Below are 21,983 nucleotides of genomic sequence, written 5' to 3'. Positions count from 1 at the left end.
AATAGTAATGTTGCATTTTCTTCATATAAGAAGCTCTTCTTATACGAAGAGAAGTCATACTTAATTATAGGTGGGTCATGAATTTACTAGTAGAAAACATTAAATATAGAGATAGTGCTATCATAGAAATAGCCTTAAACATTCCGAAAGAACTCAAGTCAAAACCAGCTGAGTTATTGTTAACAAGACGTGCTAAACATAGAAATAAAAGCATAACTTATTCGCAAAAAATCTCATTGGATAACTCAGTCACTATTAACTTGAATGATTTATATCACTTAAAAGGTGAGTCAGTATCTGTTGAAGAGATTGTAGATGTTGCTATTAAAGCAGAAGAGCAAGTTTACGAGTTGAGTCTAGCTGACTTTGATGTAACTAAAATCAAATATATGAACGAAAAAGTATGGGGCACTCATTGGATCAAACCGTATAGCACAAATAAAAAAACAGTGGCTATTTACACTAAAACAGACTTTGCGGCAAAAGTCATTGAATGCTCTTTAGAAAAATCAGATTTGATTCTTACTGTTGAAATGAAGGCAACGGTTCTGCCACAGGATTGCTATGCGACTATAAGTGGAAAAAGATATGCCATTGAGAGCAGGCCGAATTTAAATACAATTGTATTTCGTATACCTCTTCAAAATAGTGTACACTTGTATAAGACTATATCTAAAGAAGACGTCTCTATGCAGTACATCATGAACGATACGGCAGTGGCAACGAATGTACATGTGGACAACCCTGCGCAGTTAAATAATGAATTATATACTATTCAGCTAAACAGCAGCGAACCTTATGCAGCCATGTGGATTGAAAGAAAAAAGAATGACACAGTAAAAGTAGCAGTATTGGGTTCATGTGTTACACGTGATAATTTTAACAGCAAATTTAATCCTGACTACAAAAAAAATTACGAGTGTGTTTCTTTGCAAAATCAATCTTCTATTATCAGTTTAATGGCTCCTCCTTTAGCGTTTCCGAAGGACAAAATTGATAACTTAAATGATTGGGACACATGGAATGTTAAAACTGATTTTCAGAAGCAGTTTTTAGAGGATTTAAAAAAGCAGCAGCCTGATTATTTAATTATTGATTTGTTTGGAGACATCTTCTTTGGATGCCTTCGTGTGACGGATAGTTTTTTAACTAATAATTACTGGAAGTTAGCTAAAACTAGTTATTTCAAGGAATTAAAAAATCATGATGCGATTACCCTGCAAAACAACCAGGGTGAATATATGGAAATTTGGAAAAAAGCGGTTAACGACCTATTTGCTTTTCTTCAAGCAGAATTGCCTACTTGCAAAGTAGTTCTTCATAAAGCGCGCTTTACAGATTCTTATTATGACAATGAAGGCCAGGTCAAAACCATAGCTTCTTCTGTCAATGTTCAGGCATTAAATCAATATTGGGAACTCCTGGATGGTTATATTCAAGAAAATTATCAAGTAGATGCAATCGATTTAACAGAAGAGAAGTATATCTCTTATGAAGGTCACCCTTGGGGAATCTTCCACGTTCATTTTGAAATGAACTATTATCAGCAGTTTTTAAAGAAATTACATCGTATTGTTGTAAAGAACTATCTTGAAGCAGAAAATGTCTTTGCAACAATTAATCAAGATTTAGAGCAGGCTTAATCATTGAGAAGTAAAGTGTATTTCTCAATAAATTGTACAAAAGGAATTATGATATGAAATCAATTAAAATCGTAATACAAGAACAAATTCAAAATCTCTACATGATTGGTAGACTATCAGCTTACGAGTTGAAAAAATCGTATGCGGACAACCTATTAGGTGGACTTTGGATTATTTTGAATCCTTTATTTCAAATTGGGGTTTACTGGGTTGTGTTCGGTCTAGGAGTACGCGGAGGTCAAGATGTTGACGAAATCCCTTTCTTTGTTTGGTTAATTTGTGGCTTAATCCCTTGGTTTTTTATTAGTGCTGCCATTCTTCAAGGCTCTAACTCAGTCTATGCGAGGTTAAATTCAGTTTCGAAAATGAATTTTCCTCTGAGTGTCATACCTACATATGTAGTGGTTGCACAGCTTTACACGCACTTAATACTTGTAGCTATGCTAACGATTATTGTGATTACGTCTCAAGGTATCCACCACATAAATATTATTAGTCTATTGTATTTTATGCTGTCGTCATTTTGCTTTTTGCTTTCTTTATCGTTCGTAACATCTACTTTATCTACAATGGTAAGAGATATTCACTTGCTTATTCAGACAGCTACACGTATGTTGTTTTATGTAACTCCTATTTTATGGTTGCCGAGTGATAACACGCCTCAATTGCTAAAAGAGATTTTTGCGATGAATCCTTTTTATTATATCGTAGACGGTTATCGTGAATCTCTGCTAAAAGGCAGCTGGAATTTTATTCACTCTCCATATACGATTATATTTTGGAGTGTCATTCTGTTGTTGCTTATATTAGGTTCGGCGATTCATGTAAAATTCAGAAAGCAGTTTGTTGACTATTTATAAAAGGTGAATCAGGTATATGAGTTATAAAGTCAAGTTTCAGCAAGTAACAAAAAAATACAAAATGTATAATAAGCAAATAGAGAAAGTAAAAGATTTGTTCTGGAATCGCGGCAAAGGAGAGTATCACTATGCGCTGAATAATATCTCCTTTGCCATAGATGAAGGGGAAATTGTAGGTGTTATAGGATTAAACGGATCCGGAAAAAGTACCTTATCTAATTTAATTGCAGGCGTTACAATGCCAAATGAAGGAACGGTTGATATTAAAGGCAGTGCATCGCTGATTGCTATTGGCGCAGGGTTAAACAACAAGTTAACAGGTCTAGAAAACATTGAACTTAAAGGGTTAATGATGGGGCTGACCAAAAAGCAAATTCAAGAGATTACGCCAAAAGTTATAGAATTCGCTGATATTGGAAAATTTATTAATCAGCCTGTAAAAACCTATTCAAGCGGTATGAAATCCCGTTTAGGTTTTGCTATATCGGTTAATATTGACCCGGACATCCTTGTTATTGACGAAGCGCTGTCTGTTGGAGATCAAACGTTTACAAATAAATGTTTAGAAAAAATGAATGAATTTAAGGAAAACGGCAAAACCATTTTCTTTATCAGTCACTCATTGTCTCAAGTGAAAAGTTTTTGTACAAAGGCTCTTTGGATCCATTACGGACATGTAAAAGAGTATGGGGACATTAATGAAGTAGCGGACCAATACGGTCAGTTTTTAAAAGAATATAATAAGATGTCTAAAGAAGAGCGGGAACAGTTCCGTGAAAAACAGCTTAATGAATTTTCACACGGATTATTGAATAACGGCACCTCGGTTTCAAAAGACGCAGGTGAACATTCGCAAGAACAATCTGCTGAATCACTGAGTTTATCGCGTTCAAAAAGAATAGGAACTAAGCGAAAGAGTGTCTCTGGCAAAAAAAGTTTTGCAAAAAAGGTATTGCTGCCAGCAGCAGCCGTTATTTTATTAGGAAGTGCGGGATATGCTGTTTATGCAGCACAAAACGCCAGCCATGCAGCGAAACAGACAGAGAGTAAAAAACAGTCTTCTACCAGCGGCACGGCTCAAAACAAACAACAAGCTGGGAAAGTAGTCATTAATACAAAAACTGCTTTTGTCAGAGAAGAGCCGGATTTAGAGAGCAACCAAAAAGCGGTTCTGTCGTTTGGAGAAATATATCAAGTTCTTGAAGAGAAAAAAGATCCTGCTGAAGATATAAAATGGGTAAAATTGAATGCAGGACAAGGCAAGGAAGGCTGGGTTAGTTCAGCTCTTTTAACACCTTATACTGAACAGCAGTCAACGCTAACAAATAAAAATATTGATTCGCTGGACTCGCTTGTACGATCAAAATATAATATTAGTATAAGTAAGCTGTTAAGTCCGTTAAGTGAAACTCAGAAGAACTTAATGGAAAATCAAGCTTTACCTTTAACAAATCAGTATGAATCAAACGATGGAACTTTACTAAATTATGGATCTGTTCAATATGTGGCATTAAATAATATGGTCACCGAGGTATCGTTAAGAAATGTAGATGAAGATACAGAAGATATCTTATCATTACTAAAGAAGAAACCGTTGTTTATTAATGACAAAGAAGGTCTGTATTTCTATCAATCCAAGAATTATTATATTAAAATATATACAAATATAAAAACGAACAAGATCAAGATTATATCTTTTGTAGAACGAGATAAAGAAGAAGGTAAACAAATAAAATAAAAATAAAGCCGTCTTTCTTAAAAAAGACGGCTTTATTTTTATTTTACATTTAAATGATCTTTTAACTTAGTAGACAACTCTTGACGCGTCGCATCTGAAACTGCGTAGTAGTAAATGCCGTTAATTTTCTCACCTTGACCGTCTACTTGCAGCTGCTCTACGTTATGACGAGCATCTTTATAGTTTGATTGAATTTGCTTCATATCGTCGAATGTAAGGTTTGTTCTAACATTCGTTCCAATTGCATCTAAGATATTGCCGTAGTTTGCTAGAGATTGAACGCTTGCTCCTTCTTCAATAACACCTTCAATAATTTGACGCTGGCGCAGTTGACGTCCAAAATCTCCGCGAGGATCTTCTTTACGCATGCGGGAGTAAGCAAGAGCTTCTTTTCCGTCTAGCGTAAGCTTTCCTTTTTTAAAGCTGTATCCATCATAATTAAAGTCCAAGTCGTTGTTCACTGTCACGCCTCCAACTGCGTCCACAATGTCTTTAAAGCTTTCCATATTAACTTGTACATAGTAGTCAACCGGTACATCTAAGAACTTTTCAACTGTATTAACAGCCATATCGACACCGCCGAATGCATAGGCGTGATTGATTTTGTCAGTCGTTCCCTTTCCAACAATCTCTGTGCGCGTATCACGAGGAATGCTGACCATCTTCATCGATTGATCTTTTGGGTTCACCGTCATTAAAATTAATGAGTCAGAACGCCCGCGGTCCCCTGCACGCTGATCCACTCCTAAAAGTAATATTGAAATAGGATCTTTGTCACTGAATGAAACTTTCTCAGATCTTTTCTCCGATACATCACGTTTTAAAGGCTCATGAGTTTGCGTGAATGTTTTTTCGACAGAATGCCAAACACTGTAGGCGTAAGCACCTACACCAAGGATTAATAATACAATAATACCCATAATAATTTTAAATGCTCTTTTTTTCTTTGGCTTTTTCCTTTTACGCTTGCGAGTTTGAGATTCTTCCATATTCATTGTCTCTTCCTTTACTTAATATATTGATAAAATAAATGAAGTACCTATGTAAGTCATTATTCTTATCTTGAAAAAAATTTCTGCATCAAAATTACTGAAAAAATGACAAATTTAATCATTTTCCTGCACTTACTTACAAATTATATTATAATAAGAACAAAAAAGAAAGATATAGTAAGGGAGACAATATATGAAAATTTGGATTAATATTCTAGCAGTCATCGTTTTTATTGCCGCCATTTCAGCCGGAAAAGTGTATTGGAACAACAGGGTATCAGAACAATCTGTTTCCAGACCAACCAAAGTTGAAGTTTCCAGTGATGCAAGTAATGCAGAAACTAATTGGAAAGAGAACGCTCAGAACCTTCCAGAATCTATTCAAAATAAAATTCAAAAAGCTAAGCAAACCAAAACGCCATTGAAGCTAGTTATTGTTGGATCAGCACCGCAAGAAGAAGTAAAAGCTACTTGGGCCGAGCTGTTGAAGAAAAAAATTGAAGATACATATGGTTCTTCCTTAATCCAAGTTGAAGTCCGTGAATATAAGAATATGACAACCTTACAATTCATCAAAAGCGATACATATAAAGAAATTGCCAAGGCAAATCCAGATGTTTTGCTGTTTGAACCGTTTCTTTTAAATGATAACGGCGTAGTAGGTATTGAGAATACGCTAGACAATGTAGATATTATCCTAACTTACTTAAAACGCCAAAATGAACAGCTGATTACGATTCTTCAGCCGTCAGCTCCTGTTTATAAAGCAAATAATTACCCATCTGATGCCAAGGCGTTAGAAGATTTTGCAAAAGAAAATGGCTATGAATATATCAATCACTGGAAAGCATGGCCAGACTATCAGTCAGAAAAGATTTCAGCGTATTTAACTCAAGCGCCTGGTCAGCCTAATGACAAGGGAGAACAGCTATGGGCACAGTATTTAGAACACTATTTTACAAATTCTAAGTCTAGCCAGTAAAGAACAAGCCTAACCATTCGGTTAGGCTTGTTCTTTTAAAAGAAAAATACTTGTAAAATGCATTTCAAGACAAAATGGGAGCTTGTAGGACATAAAATATATACATAAGAAGCAATTTTCCTTTATATAGAAAAGTCGGTAGGGGTCTATGATATAATATAATTCATGGAATACTATCCATGATCTGAGGCATAGAAAGAGGAGAAAAAAATGATAGATATATATACCAATATCTTGCCAAATGTGAACAGTGGTCCCAAGAGTGTAGAAGAGTTTTTAGAAATGGCAAATGTATTAGTGAAACAAGGAGTAACAGAAGCCGTAGCAGCACCTCTTTATGACGGAAAAGATTCCAGCTGTAGAGAAGGTGTCGATCTTGCAAATGAATGGTTAAGAAAATCTTCTATTTCGTTAAGCGTTTTACCAGGTCAAAAAGTAATTGCTTCTACCAATATGATTGTATCAAATGAAGAGTATTACACGATGACAATAAATGAAAATGAAAAATATATGTTTTTACACATTCCGCAAGACGTGGAAATTGAAGTGTTAGAAAATATTGCGTACGAGCTTCAGCTAAAAGGTATTGTACCGGTTTTAAATGAGCCTGAGTGCCATTCATTATTTGTGGAGAACCCTCCGCATTTGTACAAGCTCGTAAAAAATGGAGCAGTCGTTCAGCTGTCTGCACAAAGTGTGCTGGGCGGCAACGGCAGTAAAGCTAAAAAAGCAGCTTATCAGTTCATTGATCACGGATTAGCACACGTTATTGCATCAGGTGTAAATCGTGAAAACTATCAGCAGTACGGCCTGCAAAAAGCTTATTCAGCCGTTTCTAAAAAATACGGCAACAGCAAGCTCTATCATTTCATGGAAAATGCTGAGGCTATTGCGAGCGGGAAGGCTGTTTATAAACAAGAACCTGAACGCATCAAAAAAACAAAATTCCTAGGAATCTTTTAAACTTTCCCTTTGTACCCTGATTAACTTCTGTTTAATCAGGGTATTTGCATACAAAGACCTATTTCAATCCCTTCTTTTATCATCATTATTTGGAGTTATTTTACAAATTATGTTTGCGTTTTCACATAGAGTGATAGTAAAATATTGTTAGTTGAGTAGATGACAGGAAAGTACGCAGTTTTCCGGGGTTCGTGGTGGTAAATGTCGAGAAGAATACATAGTTTCACACGAGAAATCGTCGTAGAATAGAGCTATACAAAACGCAGGGAGGGAAATAAAGTGATTGATATTCATACGTACATATTGCCTAATATCGATAGCGGACCTGAGGAAGTAGACGGCTTTTTGAAGATGGCACGCTCCTTAGCGGATCAAGGCGTTCAATCGGTTGTGGCGACGCCGCTTTATGACAGCGATCAAGAGTTTATGAAACACCATTTATTTCTCTATGTGAATGCAGCTAATGAATGGCTTACAAATTCATATATTCCTCTTCAAGTATTACCAGGTCAGCTTGTCCCTTTATCGCCTCAGCTTCTGCGAAACTATGAGCGAAATCAGCTTCTTACGCTTAATCACACGGATAAATATTTGTTTCTTTCACTGCCTGAATATGATATCTCACCTTATTTTGAAAAAACGCTGTATGATCTTCTCACAAAAGGCGTTGTGCCTATTCTACGTTCACCAGAATGTCATCCGATTTTCCGAGATCACCCTGAGCGTTTGTATGAGCTTGTTAAAAAAGGCGTACTCGTTCAGCTGAGCGCCGCTAGTATTCTCGGTTTAAACGGCAAAAAAGAAAGAAAAGCGGCGCTTACCCTTATTAAATACCGCTTAGCCCACGTGATTGCCTCTGGCGTTCATGCTCGCAATTACCACGACTATTCACTTTCAAAAGCGTATGATTACATTTCCGATATGTACGGTGCGTCAGAACTTTATTTTTTTATTGAAAATGCAGAAGCGATTATCGACGGTCGTCCGGTGCATCAATTAGACCCTGAGCCGATGAAAAAATTTAGTTTATTTAAATTATTTAGCTGAAAACAAGGGACTTTTCCATAAAAACGGGAAAGTCCCTTGTTTTGTCTTTCTTTGATTGTGGTATGGAATAGAAACAACGTTAAAGAAAGGAAGACTGAATATGATAAAAACTACAGCTGGCAAAGCAGCTATGTCGGTATTAAAAGAATGGAAGATCGATCACATTTTCGGTATGCCAGGAGATTCCATCAATCATTTTATGGACAATCTGCGCAGTGAAAAAGATGAAATTGAATTTATTCAAGTCCGTCACGAGGAAGTAGGCGCACTTGCGGCATCTTCTTACGCTAAAATTACAGGCAAAATCGGCGTGTGTCTGTCGATTGGAGGGCCGGGTGCGATTCATCTGTTAAACGGCTTATATGATGCGAAAGCAGACGGTGCACCGGTGTTAGTGCTAGCTGGACAAGTGCCTCGTGCGAAGCTTGGCAACGAATCGTTTCAAGAAGTGAACTTAGAACGTGTTTTTGACGACGTGTCGGTGTTTAATCACCGCGTAGACTCGCCTGAATCGTTTCCGCATCTGCTTCAGCAAGCGATTCGAACGGCTTATGCGAAAAAAGGCGTCGCGGTATTAGTCATTCCAGATGATATCCCATCTTCAACGATTAAAATTGATGAAAAAACGCCAATTGCCAATATATCAAAATCCATTTCTCACAGTGACCCAGAAGATGTAGCTAAAGCGCTTTTAGCCATTAAATATGCAAAAAAACCGGTTATTTTAGCAGGAACAGGTGCAAAGCATGCGAAGCTTGAACTAGCGCAGTTTGCGGAGAAAATTGCAGCGCCGGTTATTTTTACGCTGCCCGCTAAAGGAATACTGCCTGACCGTCACCCTTATAATCTAGGACAGCTCGGGCAGCTCGGGACGAAGCCGGCGTATGAAGCAATGGAAGAAACCGATTTGTTAATTATGGTTGGGACTTCGTATCCATACCGTGAATTTTTACCAGATGGAGCCGAAGCAATCCAGCTGGACTCAGATGCCACACAAATTGGCAGACGCTACCCTGTATCAATCGGCTTAGTCGGTGACTCTAAAACGACGCTGTCACAGCTTACGCATAATTTAGATTATCAAGAAAATCGCCGTTTTTTAGAAGAGTGTCAAGTTAATATGGAAAACTGGTGGAAACACGTAGAAAAAGAGGAAAATGAAGTGAGTACGCCAATCAAGCCGCAGCAAGTCATTCCTAAGCTTCAAAAAATCGTTGATGATGATGCGATTGTATCTGTTGATGTCGGGAACGTGACGGTATGGATGGCGAGACATTTCCGCATGACAAATCAAAAATTTGTGGTGTCCAGCTGGCTGGCAACGATGGGCTGCGGACTTCCGGCAGCCATTGCAGGAAAGCTTGCGCATCCTGAAAAACAATCAGTAGCCGTATGCGGTGACGGAGGCTTTACGATGGTGATGCAAGATTTTGTAACGGCTGTGAAGTATAAGCTGCCGATTGTTGTCGTCGTCCTTAATAACAGTGAAATCGGGATGATTAAATATGAACAAGCAATTCAAGGTCATTTGGATTACCAAACGCAGCTTGGTGAAATGAACTTTGCGAAGTTCGCTGAATCGTGCGGAGGAATTGGCTACCGCGTTGAAAAATACGAGGAGCTCGAAACAGCGTTTGAAAAAGCAGCGCTTGCGAATGTTCCTGTTGTGATTGATGTTGTTATTGCGGATGAACCGCCGCTTCCAGGCAAAATTTCATTTGGACAAGCAGCCAATTATTCGAAGCATATCATGAAAAAGTTCTTCAAAGAACACGAGCTTGAAATGCCGCCGCTTCGTAAAGGACTAAGCAGAATGCTTTAATCAGTGACTCTCCTTACAGGAGAGTCTTTTTAGGAGGGATATCATGGGAGTGTTTGAAATCATTTTACTTATTTTTGGTGCGGTCATGATGCTTGTGATTGTAGTGCCGGTTATTATGGCTATTATTCTTTGGATGAAAGATGAAAAACAACAAGAGCATTCGGTTTTGAGAAACTATCCGCTGCTCGGTAAAATACGCTATATTTTTGAGAAGATGGGGCCTGAACTGCGTCAGTATTTATTTTTAAATAATAATGAAGGCAAGCCGTTTTCTAGAAATCAATACGAGCAAACCGTTAAGTCAGGCAAGTACCTCAACCGAATGATGGGGTTTGGTTCAGAGCGTGATTTTAGCGAACCCGGCTATTATATTCGAAACGCGGTGTTTCCAAAGCAGCGCGATGAAATGAAAGCGGATAATACACAAAAAATTAAAACGAAAGTATATAAAATGGACGCGGATAACTTATTCAGCCGAAGAGAGCACCGAGAAGAAAAAGAAGCGGATCCGTTTTATTTGAGGGATGAAGAAGCGGTCGTTATAGGGCCTTCATGCAAAAATCCGTTTGTTGTAAAAGGATTAATCGGTCAATCAGCCATGAGCTTTGGAGCGTTGGGTGACCACGCGATTACGGCTTTATCACTAGGTTTAGGACGAGCAGGCGGCACGTGGATGAACACGGGAGAAGGCGGACTGTCACCGTATCATTTAAAAGGAAACGTCGATATCATTTTTCAAATTGGTCCCGGGCTTTTTGGCGTTCGGACAAAAGAAGGCGAATTTTCGTGGGAAGAATTTAAAAAGAAAAGTGAAATGAAGCAAATCAAAGCGTTTGAAATTAAGCTCGCCCAAGGAGCTAAAACGCGAGGCGGTCACGTGGACGGTTCAAAAGTAACGGAAGAAATCGCAGAAATCCGCAACTTGAAGCCAGGAGAATCGGTAGACAGTCCAAACCGCTTTAAAGAGTTTGCATCGTACCCTGAAATGTTCCAGTTTATTGAAAAACTTCGAAATGTGGGCGGCAAGCCAGTAGGCATTAAAATGGTTGTCGGAAACACAAATGATCTTGAAGAAATGGCGGCCTATATGAAAGAGACAGGAAGCGGACCTGATTTTATTACGATCGACGGAGCAGAAGGCGGAACGGGCGCATCGTTTCAAGAACTAGCGGACGGAGCCGGGGTACCGCTGTTTTCAGGACTTCCTTTTGTGGATGACCTGCTTAAAAAATATGGCGTTCGTGATCAAGTAAAACTTTTTGCATCGGGCAAGCTGTTAACGGCTGATAAAATTGCGACGGCTTTATCACTGGGTGCCGACTGCGTTAATATTGCCAGAGGCTTTATGTTTTCTGTTGGCTGTATTCAAGCGCAGGTTTGTCACAACAATAAGTGCCCAGTCGGCGTAGCGACAACAGATCCAAAGCTGCAAAAAGCGCTTATTATTGAAGAAAAGTCATACCGCGTGTGCAACTACGTGCTATCATTACGTGAAGGATTGTTTAATTTAGCCGCAGCAGCCGGTATTGATTCGCCAACGAAGTTTTCAAAAAAACACGTGGTGTTCAAAAACAGCAGCGGACAGTTAGCTGATATTTCTGTAAAAGAAAAGATGTACGTATAAAAAAGCTGCCGATTGGCAGCTTTTTTATTGTCTTCGCTGAAGCAAATGCAGGCAAAACTCTAAGTCTTTTTGAAGATGCTCTTGCATTAACGTTTGTGCTTTTTCAGCATTGCGTTCTTTAATAGCTTTATAAATGTCTTCATGCTCGTCAATTAAAAACGGGCGGTTGTAAAACACCACGGTATGGCGGAACAAGTAAATGATCGACTGCATGCGGTCGATGATGTTAATCATTACGTCATTGTTGCTTGCGTTCACAATAATGGCGTGAAAACGTTCATTTGCACTCATAATTTCTTCAAACGAGCCGTTTCTTCCGATGTCTACGCATTCCTTTAATTCTTCTAATTCGTTATCAGACAAAAAAGTCGCGGCAGCTTTAGAAGCTGAGCCTTCTAGCAGCATTCGCACTTCAAACAAGTTGCGTAAATCTTTTTCTGTCGGCGACACGACTTTTTTTCGAACAATCAGTCCTTCATATTCTAACCGTCTAATGGAATCACGAATTGGCGTTCGGCTGAATCCAAGCTCGCTCGCTAATTTTTCTTCGACGATTTTTGTACCGCCTTCAAGCTCACCATTTAAAATTTTATCTCGAATCATCTCATAAGAAGGGTGATGAGACGAACGAGAACCTTGATTTCTTAACATACTCTACTTCACCTCTAGCATTCGACACGAGAAAATCTCGTCTCTTTCTCTCTTTATTTTTTATCATTTTGTACGCGTATACCCAAATCATACTATAACTTGTGAAAACGTGGGACGGAAAATTTCGGTTTTGGAAATAAATTTCATTTTAAAAAAACGCTAGACAAATAAATAAAATGCGAATATGATGAGTGTATACAAAATTATCAAAAATGTATACAAAAAATATTTTGATGTATACATTCTTTTTTAAAACACTATTTGAAAACGTATACAACAAGGGGAGGAAACGAAAATGACAAAACGCGTTGGATTTATTGGACTTGGAATTATGGGAAAACCGATGACGCTCAATTTATTAAAAGCAGGTTTTGAGGTAACGGTTTACGATATTAATAAAGCAGCAGTGGAAGAAGTGAAAGCAGCAGGAGGATTTGGAGCAGCAAGCCTTGCTGAAGTTGCAGTGAACAGCGACGTGATGATCACGATGCTTCCGGCTTCACATCATGTAAAAAGCGTGGTTCTTGGAGAAGAAGGGTTAATTCATAGCGCTAAAGAAGGAAGCGTTATCATTGATATGAGCTCCATTTCACCGGTAGCATCAAAAGAAATTGCGGCTGAACTTGCACAAAAAGGAATTCACATGCTAGACGCTCCGGTTAGCGGCGGAGAGCCAAAAGCAATTGACGGTACGCTTGCGATTATGGTCGGAGGAAATGAGCATGTCTTTGAAAGCGTTTCACCTATTCTTCATGCGATGGGAGCAGAAGTAACGCTTGTTGGAGACAACGGAAGCGGCGTAACGGCTAAGCTTGCGAACCAAGTGATTGTGAACTTAAACATTGCAGCGATGTCTGAAGCACTTGTGCTAGCAGCCAAAGCAGGCATTGACGTTGAAAAAATGTATCAAGCAATTCGCGGCGGATTAGCTGGAAGCGCTGTATTAGATGCAAAAGTGCCGCTTATTTTAGACCGCAACTTTGTAGCAGGCGGACGCATTGATATTAACTTAAAAGATATGACAAACGTGATGGAAACGGCTCATGACATTGGCGTACCGCTTCCGCTTTCAAGTCAGCTTGTTGAAATTTTCCACGCGTTAAAAGTAGACGGAAAAGCAAGCGATGATCACGGCGGAATTGTGCAGTACTATGAAAAGTTAGCAAACGTTGAAGTGAAAAAGAAGGTGGAAGCATGATTAAACAGCAGGAAAAACGTCTTGTAAGCGATGTGTTTAAAAACATTCCAGCGGTCGATGAAGCACTTGTACAAAAAATGCTGGATGATGAGCTGCTGACGTTTAATCAAAAAATCATTGTGCTAGATGATGATCCAACGGGTGTTCAAACGGTTAACGGGATTTCTGTTTATACAGACTGGAGCAAAGACAGTATCAAGCAAGGATTTTTAGAAGAAAACTCCATGTTTTTTATTCTAACAAATTCACGCGGATTTACCGCTTCTGAAACGGAAAAAGCCCACGCGGACATTGCCGCTGTTATTACAGAGGTAGCGGCTGAAGTAGATAAAGAGTTTTTAATTATCAGCAGAGGTGATTCAACTCTTCGCGGTCACTATCCGTTAGAAACAGAAGTGTTAAAGAAAACGGTTGAACAGCACTCCAATCAAGTGCTCCATGGTGAAGTTATTTTTCCTTTTTTTAAAGAAGGCGGACGATTCACAGTTGATAACATTCACTACGTGCAGGATGAAGACTACTTAGTGCCGGCAGGAGAAACGGAGTTTGCAAAAGACCGTACGTTTGGCTACAGTAAATCTCATTTAGGCGAGTGGGTAGAAGAAAAGTCAGGAGGAAAATTCAAAGCAAGTCATACGACGTATATTTCGCTCGGGAGCATTCGTGCACTTGATTTAGTGACGATCACAAATCAGTTAATGGAAGTGAAAGACTTTAACAAAGTGATCGTGAACGCAGTGGATTATGTAGACGTGAAAGTTGTGACGATTGCGCTTCTTCACGCGATGAAGCTTGGAAAGCACTTTATGTATCGAAGCGCTGCGGCTCTAACAAAAGTGATGGGCGGCGTGAGCGACAAAGCCCTTTTAACAAAAGAAGAGCTCATTAAAGAAAAGTCGTCAAATGGCGGATTAATTATGGTTGGTTCGCATGTTAAAAAAACAACAGAGCAGTTAGAAGAATTAAAGAAATGCAGCTTCATTGAATTTATTGAATTTGATTGTCATCTTGTCTTAGAACCTGAAAAGTTTGAAGAAGAAGTGAACTGTATTATCAATGAAGCAGAAAAGCTTATTTCCAAAGGTCAAACGGTAGCTGTGTATACAAGACGCGAGCGCTTAGATCTTGGCGAGGGCAAAAAAGAAGAAGAGCTTAAATTATCGGTGAAAATTTCAGATGCGGTTACAAGCATTGTTCGCCGCTTAAACGTTCGTCCAAACTTTATCGTCGCAAAAGGCGGCATTACGTCAAGTGATATTGGCGTAAACGGCTTATCTGTAAAGCGTGCGACGGTTGCTGGACAAATCAAGCCCGGCATTCCGGTATGGGTAACGGGAGAGGAAAGCAAGTTTCCAGGCATTGCATACATCATTTTCCCTGGGAATGTTGGAGCCAAAACAACGCTTCGAGAAACGGTTGAATTACTAAGTAAATAGAAAGAAGTGAACGTACGATGTGCGTTCACTTTAGAAAATATTTGAAAGCGTATACATTATTTGGATGTACGTACATGAAAAATGGTCACACTAAGGGGATGAACATATGAATTCAGTATTCGGATTAAGTCATGAAGCAAGTCTTTTGCTGTATGCGATTGTATCGATTGTTGGACTTATCTTTTTAATTGCTAAATTTAAAACAAATCCGTTCGTAGCACTGATTGTTGCGGCTTTGTTTATGGGTCTTATTTCAGGTATGAAGCTGCCTGATATCGTAACGGCTTTCCAAGAAGGAGTAGCGAGCGTTTTAGGATTTATCGCGATTGTTCTTGGTCTTGGAACGATGTTAGGTAAAATGATGGCAGAGTCAGGCGGAGCCGAGCGTATTGCCCGCACGTTAATTAAAGTGTTCGGTGAAAAGAACGTACACTGGGCAATGATGGTTGTAGCTGTTATTTGCGGTATCCCGGTCTTTTTCCAAGTTGGCGTTGTGTTATTAATTCCGCTTGTGTTTGTAATTGCCAAGCATACGGGTACGTCACTTATTAAAATTGGTTTATCATTAATTGCCGGTTTAGCCGTTGTTCACAGTTTGGTACCTCCGCATCCGGCAGCGATGCTAGCGGTGGATATCTTTAAAGCAGATTTAGGTAAAACGATTTTGTATTCATTAGTTGTGGCATTTCCAGCTGCAGCCGTGGCGGGTCCTATTTACGGATCGTTCATTTCACGCCGTGTTCACGTAGAGCCAACGGGTGAAATTATGGAGCAGTTCACAGAGTCGAAGCATAAAGATCTTCCTGGCTTCGGAATTACATTATTTACGATTTTACTTCCGGTACTGTTAATGCTTTTAGCAACAATCACTGGGTTTGTTTATCCAGAAACAAGTACGATTCGCTACGTAACAAACTTTATCGGAAGTCCAATCGTAGCGCTGTTAATTTCGCTAGTTTTTGCTTTTTATTCGTTTGGCTTTGCAAGAGGGTACAACAAAGATGATTTATTAAAATTCACAAACGAATGTCTTGGACCTGTTGCTTCGATCATTTTAATCATTGGTGCAGGCGGCGGTTTTAATAAAATTTTAACAGCAAGCGGTGTAGGTGACGCGATTGCAGGATTTGCTCAAGACGCACATCTTTCTCCTATCGTACTTGCATTTGTAATTGCAGGATTAATTCGTGCAGCAGTTGGTTCGGCAACAGTAGCAATGACAACAGCAGCAGGTATTGTCGCGCCTATCGCAGCAACGATGCCAAACGTAAGCCCAGAGCTATTGGTGCTAGCAACAGGCGCAGGTTCTGTGATGCTATCGCACGTAAATGATTCTGGCTTCTGGTTAATCAAAGAATTCTTCAATATGTCAGTGGCTCAAACGTTAAAAACGTGGACAGTGATGGAAACGATTCTATCGTTTGCAGCTTTTGCAATGGTTCTTATTTTAGACATTTTTATTTAAAAGAAAAGCGCTGGTTTCAGCGCTTTTTTCTTTGGATAAAAAATATATTCGAAATATTTAAAATAATGAGAAAAAAAGACTAGATTTTCCTCTTTTCGATAGTATAGAATAGTTATAAAGTAGCAAAGGGGGTAGATGTATGACAAATGATGAAAACTATCAAATTGGTTTGACGACAAAAGCATTGATTCCAGTGAACGATCCTGTGCACCGAACGAAGGTGCTGGACGCAGCAGGAGAATACATGCTAAGCAAGACGTGTAAGCAATTATTAGAAGAAGCGTGCATTCGGGAATTAAGTACGTTTAAGGGATCGATTGCCGCCGTTCGAAAAATGTTTCCGTACAAACAGCTTACGCCGCTTGTTATTAATCGTTCACAAGCCATCATTGCGTTTCCGACATCTTCGCCAAATGACTATGGCTGCGCTTGGATTTTTGCCTCTCATGTTCATACTTCACACACGCTTGCTACAGTTGATCCAACCTCCATGCTAATTCACTTCAAAGATGGAACGTTCATTCCAGTGAAGCTTTCTTATTATAGTTTAGAAAAAAAGCTGGCCAGAGCGGCTGTTATCCGTAATTACTGTTTAGAAAGTCCGGTTGTCTTGGCATAATGCGTTCGATTTATCGAATAAACTTGTCCTACATATGAACAATCGTTTGGACTACACATATGAACGGAAGGAGGAAGCTTATGATAAGCTTCCTCCTTTTCTTACTCTTGAAGAAGCGAGGCTTTTAGCTTTTTGCGAGCTGCTTTTCCCCAATTTTTAACGGCTCCCGTGGAGACTCCGTACTTGTAGGCAATATCTTTATACGAGTAGCCTTCTAGCAAATGTTCGAGTACATAGATTTTTTCTCTCCCTGTTAAATGTTCGATATGCTGCTTGATAATTTCACTTTCTAGCGGAACGGGAAGAGCGTGATCTTCGTTCAGTGAAAGCAGGTTCTGCTCAGCAGGTGTTTCCCGTTCTTCGTATAAAATGGTGCCTTTTAAATGAGAAAGGATCGTACCGCGCACGGTTGTGTAGGCATAAGCGGAAAAAGAGCCTTTGCTTTCATCAAATTTTTGATACGCTCTCCATAAACCAATTAACGCAATTTGATAATATTCGTCGTAGTCTTTGTAAATGTGAAACTTTTTAATCATCGATACAATTAATGGATGAAAAGATGAAGCAATTTGATCAAACGAGCTTTTTTGCATGCAGCCTTCCTTTTTCAAAAACGCGTTTTTGCTGTATTCCGCCGGTATCTCTACTGTACAAGGGGAAGATCACATGCGCGAATGAACGTACATTATGTTTTCTTTTTAAGAAACGTGACGTAATTTCCCCGGAAACTTCACGTTTCGCTAGGAAATATGCGAAGTATACGTGTATTTGTAGAGATTTTACGTACGAAAGGTCCCCCATTCCAATTTCTACTAATCTATAATTACTCTTATATCGATGTAGCAACTCTACCATCACCAAAGAGCGGTGATGGTAGAGTTGCTAGACCTATCCGGATGAGCCCCTCCCTTGCGGGCTGGTCTCATCCGGATAGGTGGACCTTTTAGGGCAGATTCAGTGAAGTATTTTTGTGTTCGTCCATTTGTTTATTTTGTTGAATGTAAGTTTGGTGGGTAGAATATAGTTGGTTTTTGAAAACGAGTAAAGGGGAGATTGAATGAAGGCGATGGTTGGGGTAAATGTGGCGGCGGCTGTTTTGTGCGGGGGGGTGATGTATGCGGGGGCGCAGCACTGGCAAGAGCAAACGGAAGCGCAGGCAAGTGAAGTAAAAACTGCTGTTATACATAAAGAAAAACAGTTTTCTGATGTATCTGCTTATACAAAAAATCTTCCGGACTTTATCACAAAGCAAATTGAGTCATCTATCGCAAATAAAAAGCCTCTGACTCTTGTGCTTGCCACATCTGCAAAGGAAGCAGGGTGGCCTCAGCAGTTAAAAAAAGAGCTAGCAGCTACATATGGACGTGATATATTTACGGTTAAAACACTTTCATACGGCAGCCGAACAACAGATGAGCTTTTATCCTCACATATTGCCGATCAAATTGATCAACTTCAGCCAAACATTATTCTGTTTGAAGCACCTCTTAAAAATGACTATCAGCACCTTACGCTAGATGAGACGCTTGAAAATACAGACAAGCTGATTCATCAGCTTAAAGACTTGAAAAAAACCCTTATGATTCAGCCTTCACAGCCATATATTTCACAAACCGAGTCCTATGAAGAAGGGGTAGAAGCAATCAGGGGAGTCTCTGAAGCAAACTGGGTATATTATATGAATCACTCGCTCATTTGGCCGTTTCATTTAGGAGAGTATATAAATAAGGACAGCGGCAATTTAACGAAAAAAGGAAATGAAGTGTGGGGAGAATATGTTGTGAATTGGTTTACAGGAGAATAAAAAACAAGCCCTCTTTCTTTTGAAAGAGGGCTTGTTTTTTACAATTTTGCTAGATTGTGACTTTTTCTCGTTTTATAGTAGTAATTTTTGGTATCTCTACACTTATAAAGTTTAAAGCCAAAAATCTCTAAAGGGGTCCAAACCTTTTTGATGTTTACGAGTGGCATTACAATTCTCCATTCTGTTCTTTATAAAAGTTCCATTGTTTCATTATAAAGAACTTAAGAGGGATAGTAAATACTATAAAGAACAGTTTATCTAAAAAATTCTTTATAAAGAATTTTTTGGAATAATTATTTTTGGTACATAAACATTTAGATTTCTTGGTCTGCGATACCCGCAATAATCAGTTCGCATGCTGATAAAAGATAGATGGCAAGATACTAACTCACGTTTTTAAAATAAGACTATCAAATTATTGATCATTTTTCATAGGAGTGATTTTTATCATAGCCCAAGCTGCATATTCTTGTTACATTAACGTTGTGAAAAATATCACAAAATAAAATGCAAAGGATGATACAAATAACATCATTAGACCACTTATTTTTTTTGCTTGCTGTTAAAGCAATGAAATCGCATACATACCATAACTGTGTTAGATAATCTAACACATAAGTTGAACGATTCAGAAAATTCATATATCTTAAATGTATCTTTAAAGATGCATGGAAAATATATCTTTGAAACAAGCAGGTATAGACGCCAGGGGAGGAATGGAAGATGCAAAAAAAGAAACTCGTATTGATTGGAAATGGAATGGCTGGAGTTCGAGCGATTGAAGAAGTATTGAAGGTTTCAAACGAAGCGTTTGAAATTACGATTTTCGGAAGCGAGCCGCATCCGAACTATAACCGTATTTTACTATCAAAAGTGCTGCAAGGAGATACGAATGTTGAAGACATTACGTTAAACGATTGGAACTGGTATCAAGAAAACAATATTACATTATATACGGGCGAAACGGTTACTAGTATCGATTCAGTAAAAAAAGAAGTAGCGACAAACAGCGGCAGAGTAGAATCGTATGATGAGTTGATTTTAGCAACGGGGTCTCTTCCTTTTATTCTTCCGATTCCAGGCTCTGATAAAAAAGGAGTTACGGCTTTTCGAGATATAAAAGACACGGATGAAATGCTGCAGGCTTCTCAGCAGTATAAAAAAGCAGCGGTTATTGGAGGCGGACTGCTTGGATTAGAAGCAGCGCGCGGACTGTTAAATCTGGGGATGGACGTATCTGTGATTCATTTAGCTCCGTATTTAATGGAACGTCAGCTTGATCCAACAGCCGGCAAATTGCTTCAAAATGAATTAGAAAAACAAGGCATGAAGTTTTTGCTTGAAAAACAAACGGCGGAAATCGTCGGCGATGAGCGAGTTGAAGGATTATCTTTTAAGGACGGGACGTTTTTAGACGCTGATTTAGTCGTGATGGCCGTTGGAATTAAGCCAAATGTCCAGCTTGCAAAAGAAGCGGGACTTAATGTAAACCGAGGAATTGTCGTGGATGACTATATGCAAACGGATATCCCAAACATCTACGCTGTCGGAGAATGTGCAGAGCATAGAGGAATGGTATATGGATTAGTAGCACCTTTGTATGAACAAGGAAAAGCATTAGCCAAAGCAATTTGCGGGGCAGAAAAAGTGCCTTATGAAGGGTCAATTTTATCCACGCAGCTAAAAGTATCAGGTGTTGAAGTGTTTTCGGCAGGAGACTTCACGGAAGATGAAGAGAAAAAAGCGATCAAAGTGTTCGATGAACAAGACGGCATTTATAAAAAGCTTGTTTTGCGAGGCAATCAAATCGTAGGAGCCGTTCTTTTTGGAGACAGCAGCGACGGAAATCGACTGTTTTCAATGATTCAAAAGCAAGAAGATGTATCCGATGTCGCAAAAGTGTCGATTTTACAGCCATCTGGCGGTAACGCCGGTGAAAGCTTAGTAGCAAGCATGAGCGCGGATGATATTATTTGCGGCTGTAACGGCGTAACAAAAGGTACAATTGTGGAAGCTATCCAAAAACAAGGATGCTCATCGGTTGATGAAATCAAAGCTTGTACAAGTGCCTCTCGCTCTTGCGGAGGATGTAAACCGCTTGTAGCGGAAGTGCTTCAGCATACGCTTGGCGCTGACTTTGACGCGGCCGTTCAAAAAGAAGCGATTTGCGGCTGTACGACTCTGTCACGAGATGAAGTTGTCGAAGAAATCAAAGCAAAGGGCCTTTCGCATACGCGTGAAGTGATGAATGTACTCGGGTGGAATAATGAAGAAGGCTGTTCGAAATGCCGTCCGGCACTGAATTATTATTTAGGTATGGTGAATCCAACCGGATACGTTGATGAACGCGAATCACGATTTGTGAATGAACGCATGCACGCAAACATTCAAAAAGACGGCACGTATTCTGTTGTTCCTCGTATGTACGGAGGCGTTACAAACGCAGAAGATTTACGGAAAATTGCAGATGTTGTTGATAAATATGAAATTCCGCTCGTAAAAGTGACGGGTGGTCAGCGTCTTGACTTGTTTGGTGTTAAAAAAGAAGATTTGCCCAGCGTATGGGAAGAATTAGATATGCCTTCTGGCTACGCGTACGGTAAGTCGCTGCGGACGGTGAAAACATGCGTCGGCGAACAGTTTTGCCGCTTTGGCACGCAGAATTCAATGGGCGTTGGAATTGCGCTTGAGAAAAAATTTGAAGGACTATGGACGCCTCATAAAGTGAAAATGGCTGTATCTGCTTGTCCGAGAAGCTGCGCTGAGTCAGGTATTAAAGATATTGGCTTTATTGGAATTGACGGCGGCTGGGAAATTTACGTGGGCGGAAATGGAGGTACGCATCTTCGCGGCGGAGATTTGTTGTATAAAGTAAAAACAGACGAAGAATTGATGGACATTACAGGAGCGTATTTACAGTATTACCGAGAAACGGCTAACTACTTAGAACGTACGTCTGCATGGATTGAGCGCATGGGACTTTCGCACATTCAATCAGTGCTTGATGAAGCGGAGACGAGAAGAGAGCTGAATATGCGTATGGACGAAGCGTTATCTACGTACCGTGATCCTTGGAAAGAAATCGTCGAAAGCAAAAAAACGAAAAAAGAGCTGTTCGAGACAGTTGTCACATCATAAT

Annotated in this window: 17 protein-coding genes; 14 read left to right on the top strand and 3 right to left on the bottom strand. The window is 39.4% G+C overall.

Annotated elements, in window-relative coordinates:
- Window positions 1-77 precede the first annotated feature (77 nt).
- From SB717_RS03485 to tagH, 3 genes are read left to right on the top strand one after another with little or no spacing between them, the layout of a single operon-like run.
- Complete coding sequence (locus SB717_RS03485; RefSeq protein WP_410903222.1) at window positions 78-1,643, top strand: DUF6270 domain-containing protein; 1,566 nt, start codon at window positions 78-80, stop codon at window positions 1,641-1,643.
- Window positions 1,644-1,696: 53 nt separating this feature from the next.
- Window positions 1,697-2,503: an ABC transporter permease gene (locus tag SB717_RS03480; protein ID WP_410903221.1), complete on the top strand. Its 807-nt coding sequence runs from the start codon at window positions 1,697-1,699 to the stop codon at window positions 2,501-2,503.
- 16 nt (window positions 2,504-2,519) lie between these two features.
- Window positions 2,520-4,241: a teichoic acids export ABC transporter ATP-binding subunit TagH gene (tagH, locus tag SB717_RS03475; RefSeq protein ID WP_410903220.1), complete on the top strand. Its 1,722-nt coding sequence runs from the start codon at window positions 2,520-2,522 to the stop codon at window positions 4,239-4,241.
- A gap of 38 nt (window positions 4,242-4,279) precedes the next feature.
- Here the strand turns inward: tagH and tagU are convergent, their stop codons facing one another.
- Window positions 4,280-5,230 carry a polyisoprenyl-teichoic acid--peptidoglycan teichoic acid transferase TagU gene (gene tagU / locus SB717_RS03470; protein ID WP_116299146.1) on the bottom strand — a complete coding sequence of 317 codons (951 nt, stop codon included), beginning with the start codon at window positions 5,228-5,230 and terminating at the stop codon, window positions 4,280-4,282.
- A gap of 196 nt (window positions 5,231-5,426) precedes the next feature.
- Here tagU and SB717_RS03465 point away from each other — a divergent pair, with 196 nt between their 5' ends.
- The 5 genes from SB717_RS03465 to SB717_RS03445 all read left to right on the top strand — a co-directional run bounded on the left by SB717_RS03465 (window position 5,427) and on the right by SB717_RS03445 (window position 11,671).
- On the top strand, window positions 5,427-6,215 hold the full coding sequence (locus tag SB717_RS03465) for an SGNH/GDSL hydrolase family protein (RefSeq protein ID WP_410903219.1): 789 nt from the start codon (window positions 5,427-5,429) through the stop codon (window positions 6,213-6,215).
- Between the two features lie 210 nt (window positions 6,216-6,425).
- Window positions 6,426-7,178: a CpsB/CapC family capsule biosynthesis tyrosine phosphatase gene (locus SB717_RS03460; RefSeq protein WP_335443309.1), complete on the top strand. Its 753-nt coding sequence runs from the start codon at window positions 6,426-6,428 to the stop codon at window positions 7,176-7,178.
- Window positions 7,179-7,457: 279 nt separating this feature from the next.
- Window positions 7,458-8,225, top strand: a complete 768-nt coding sequence (locus SB717_RS03455; protein WP_410903218.1) for a tyrosine-protein phosphatase — start codon at window positions 7,458-7,460, stop codon at window positions 8,223-8,225.
- Between the two features lie 100 nt (window positions 8,226-8,325).
- Window positions 8,326-10,047, top strand: a complete 1,722-nt coding sequence (locus SB717_RS03450) for a pyruvate oxidase (RefSeq protein WP_410903217.1) — start codon at window positions 8,326-8,328, stop codon at window positions 10,045-10,047.
- 43 nt (window positions 10,048-10,090) lie between these two features.
- Window positions 10,091-11,671 carry an FMN-binding glutamate synthase family protein gene (locus SB717_RS03445; RefSeq protein ID WP_410903216.1) on the top strand — a complete coding sequence of 527 codons (1,581 nt, stop codon included), beginning with the start codon at window positions 10,091-10,093 and terminating at the stop codon, window positions 11,669-11,671.
- 24 nt (window positions 11,672-11,695) lie between these two features.
- Here the strand turns inward: SB717_RS03445 and SB717_RS03440 are convergent, their stop codons facing one another.
- Window positions 11,696-12,322 carry a GntR family transcriptional regulator gene (locus SB717_RS03440; protein ID WP_171777580.1) on the bottom strand — a complete coding sequence of 209 codons (627 nt, stop codon included), beginning with the start codon at window positions 12,320-12,322 and terminating at the stop codon, window positions 11,696-11,698.
- A gap of 295 nt (window positions 12,323-12,617) precedes the next feature.
- Between SB717_RS03440 and garR the strand changes: the two genes are divergently transcribed.
- The 4 genes from garR to SB717_RS03420 all read left to right on the top strand — a co-directional run bounded on the left by garR (window position 12,618) and on the right by SB717_RS03420 (window position 17,040).
- On the top strand, window positions 12,618-13,520 hold the full coding sequence (garR, locus tag SB717_RS03435; RefSeq protein ID WP_410903214.1) for a 2-hydroxy-3-oxopropionate reductase: 903 nt from the start codon (window positions 12,618-12,620) through the stop codon (window positions 13,518-13,520).
- Window positions 13,517-14,956, top strand: a complete 1,440-nt coding sequence (locus SB717_RS03430; RefSeq protein WP_410903213.1) for a four-carbon acid sugar kinase family protein — start codon at window positions 13,517-13,519, stop codon at window positions 14,954-14,956. The genes garR and SB717_RS03430 overlap by 4 nt, the downstream gene beginning before the upstream one ends.
- 106 nt (window positions 14,957-15,062) lie before the next feature.
- Entirely contained in the window at window positions 15,063-16,421 is a 1,359-nt protein-coding gene (locus SB717_RS03425; RefSeq protein WP_013055857.1) for a GntT/GntP/DsdX family permease, read from the top strand.
- A gap of 139 nt (window positions 16,422-16,560) precedes the next feature.
- Window positions 16,561-17,040, top strand: coding sequence for a competence protein ComK (locus SB717_RS03420; RefSeq protein ID WP_410903212.1), 480 nt, complete (start codon window positions 16,561-16,563; stop codon window positions 17,038-17,040).
- A gap of 101 nt (window positions 17,041-17,141) precedes the next feature.
- Here the strand turns inward: SB717_RS03420 and SB717_RS03415 are convergent, their stop codons facing one another.
- Window positions 17,142-17,633, bottom strand: coding sequence for a sigma-70 family RNA polymerase sigma factor (locus tag SB717_RS03415; RefSeq protein WP_045293088.1), 492 nt, complete (start codon window positions 17,631-17,633; stop codon window positions 17,142-17,144).
- 464 nt (window positions 17,634-18,097) lie between these two features.
- Between SB717_RS03415 and SB717_RS03410 the strand changes: the two genes are divergently transcribed.
- Together SB717_RS03410 and nirB are read left to right on the top strand one after the other, a co-directional pair.
- Window positions 18,098-18,844 (top strand): SGNH/GDSL hydrolase family protein, encoded by a 747-nt coding sequence (locus tag SB717_RS03410; RefSeq protein WP_410903211.1) that lies wholly within the window; start codon window positions 18,098-18,100, stop codon window positions 18,842-18,844.
- A gap of 723 nt (window positions 18,845-19,567) precedes the next feature.
- Window positions 19,568-21,982: a nitrite reductase large subunit NirB gene (nirB, locus tag SB717_RS03405; protein WP_410903210.1), complete on the top strand. Its 2,415-nt coding sequence runs from the start codon at window positions 19,568-19,570 to the stop codon at window positions 21,980-21,982.
- Window position 21,983 lies beyond the last annotated feature (1 nt).

This window comes from Priestia sp. SIMBA_032, assembly GCF_046535215.1.
In the GTDB taxonomy this organism is placed as follows: Bacteria; Bacillota; Bacilli; order Bacillales; family Bacillaceae_H; genus Priestia; species Priestia aryabhattai.
Note: the sequence above shows the minus strand (reverse complement) of the source record. Positions and strands in the feature narration are given on the sequence as shown.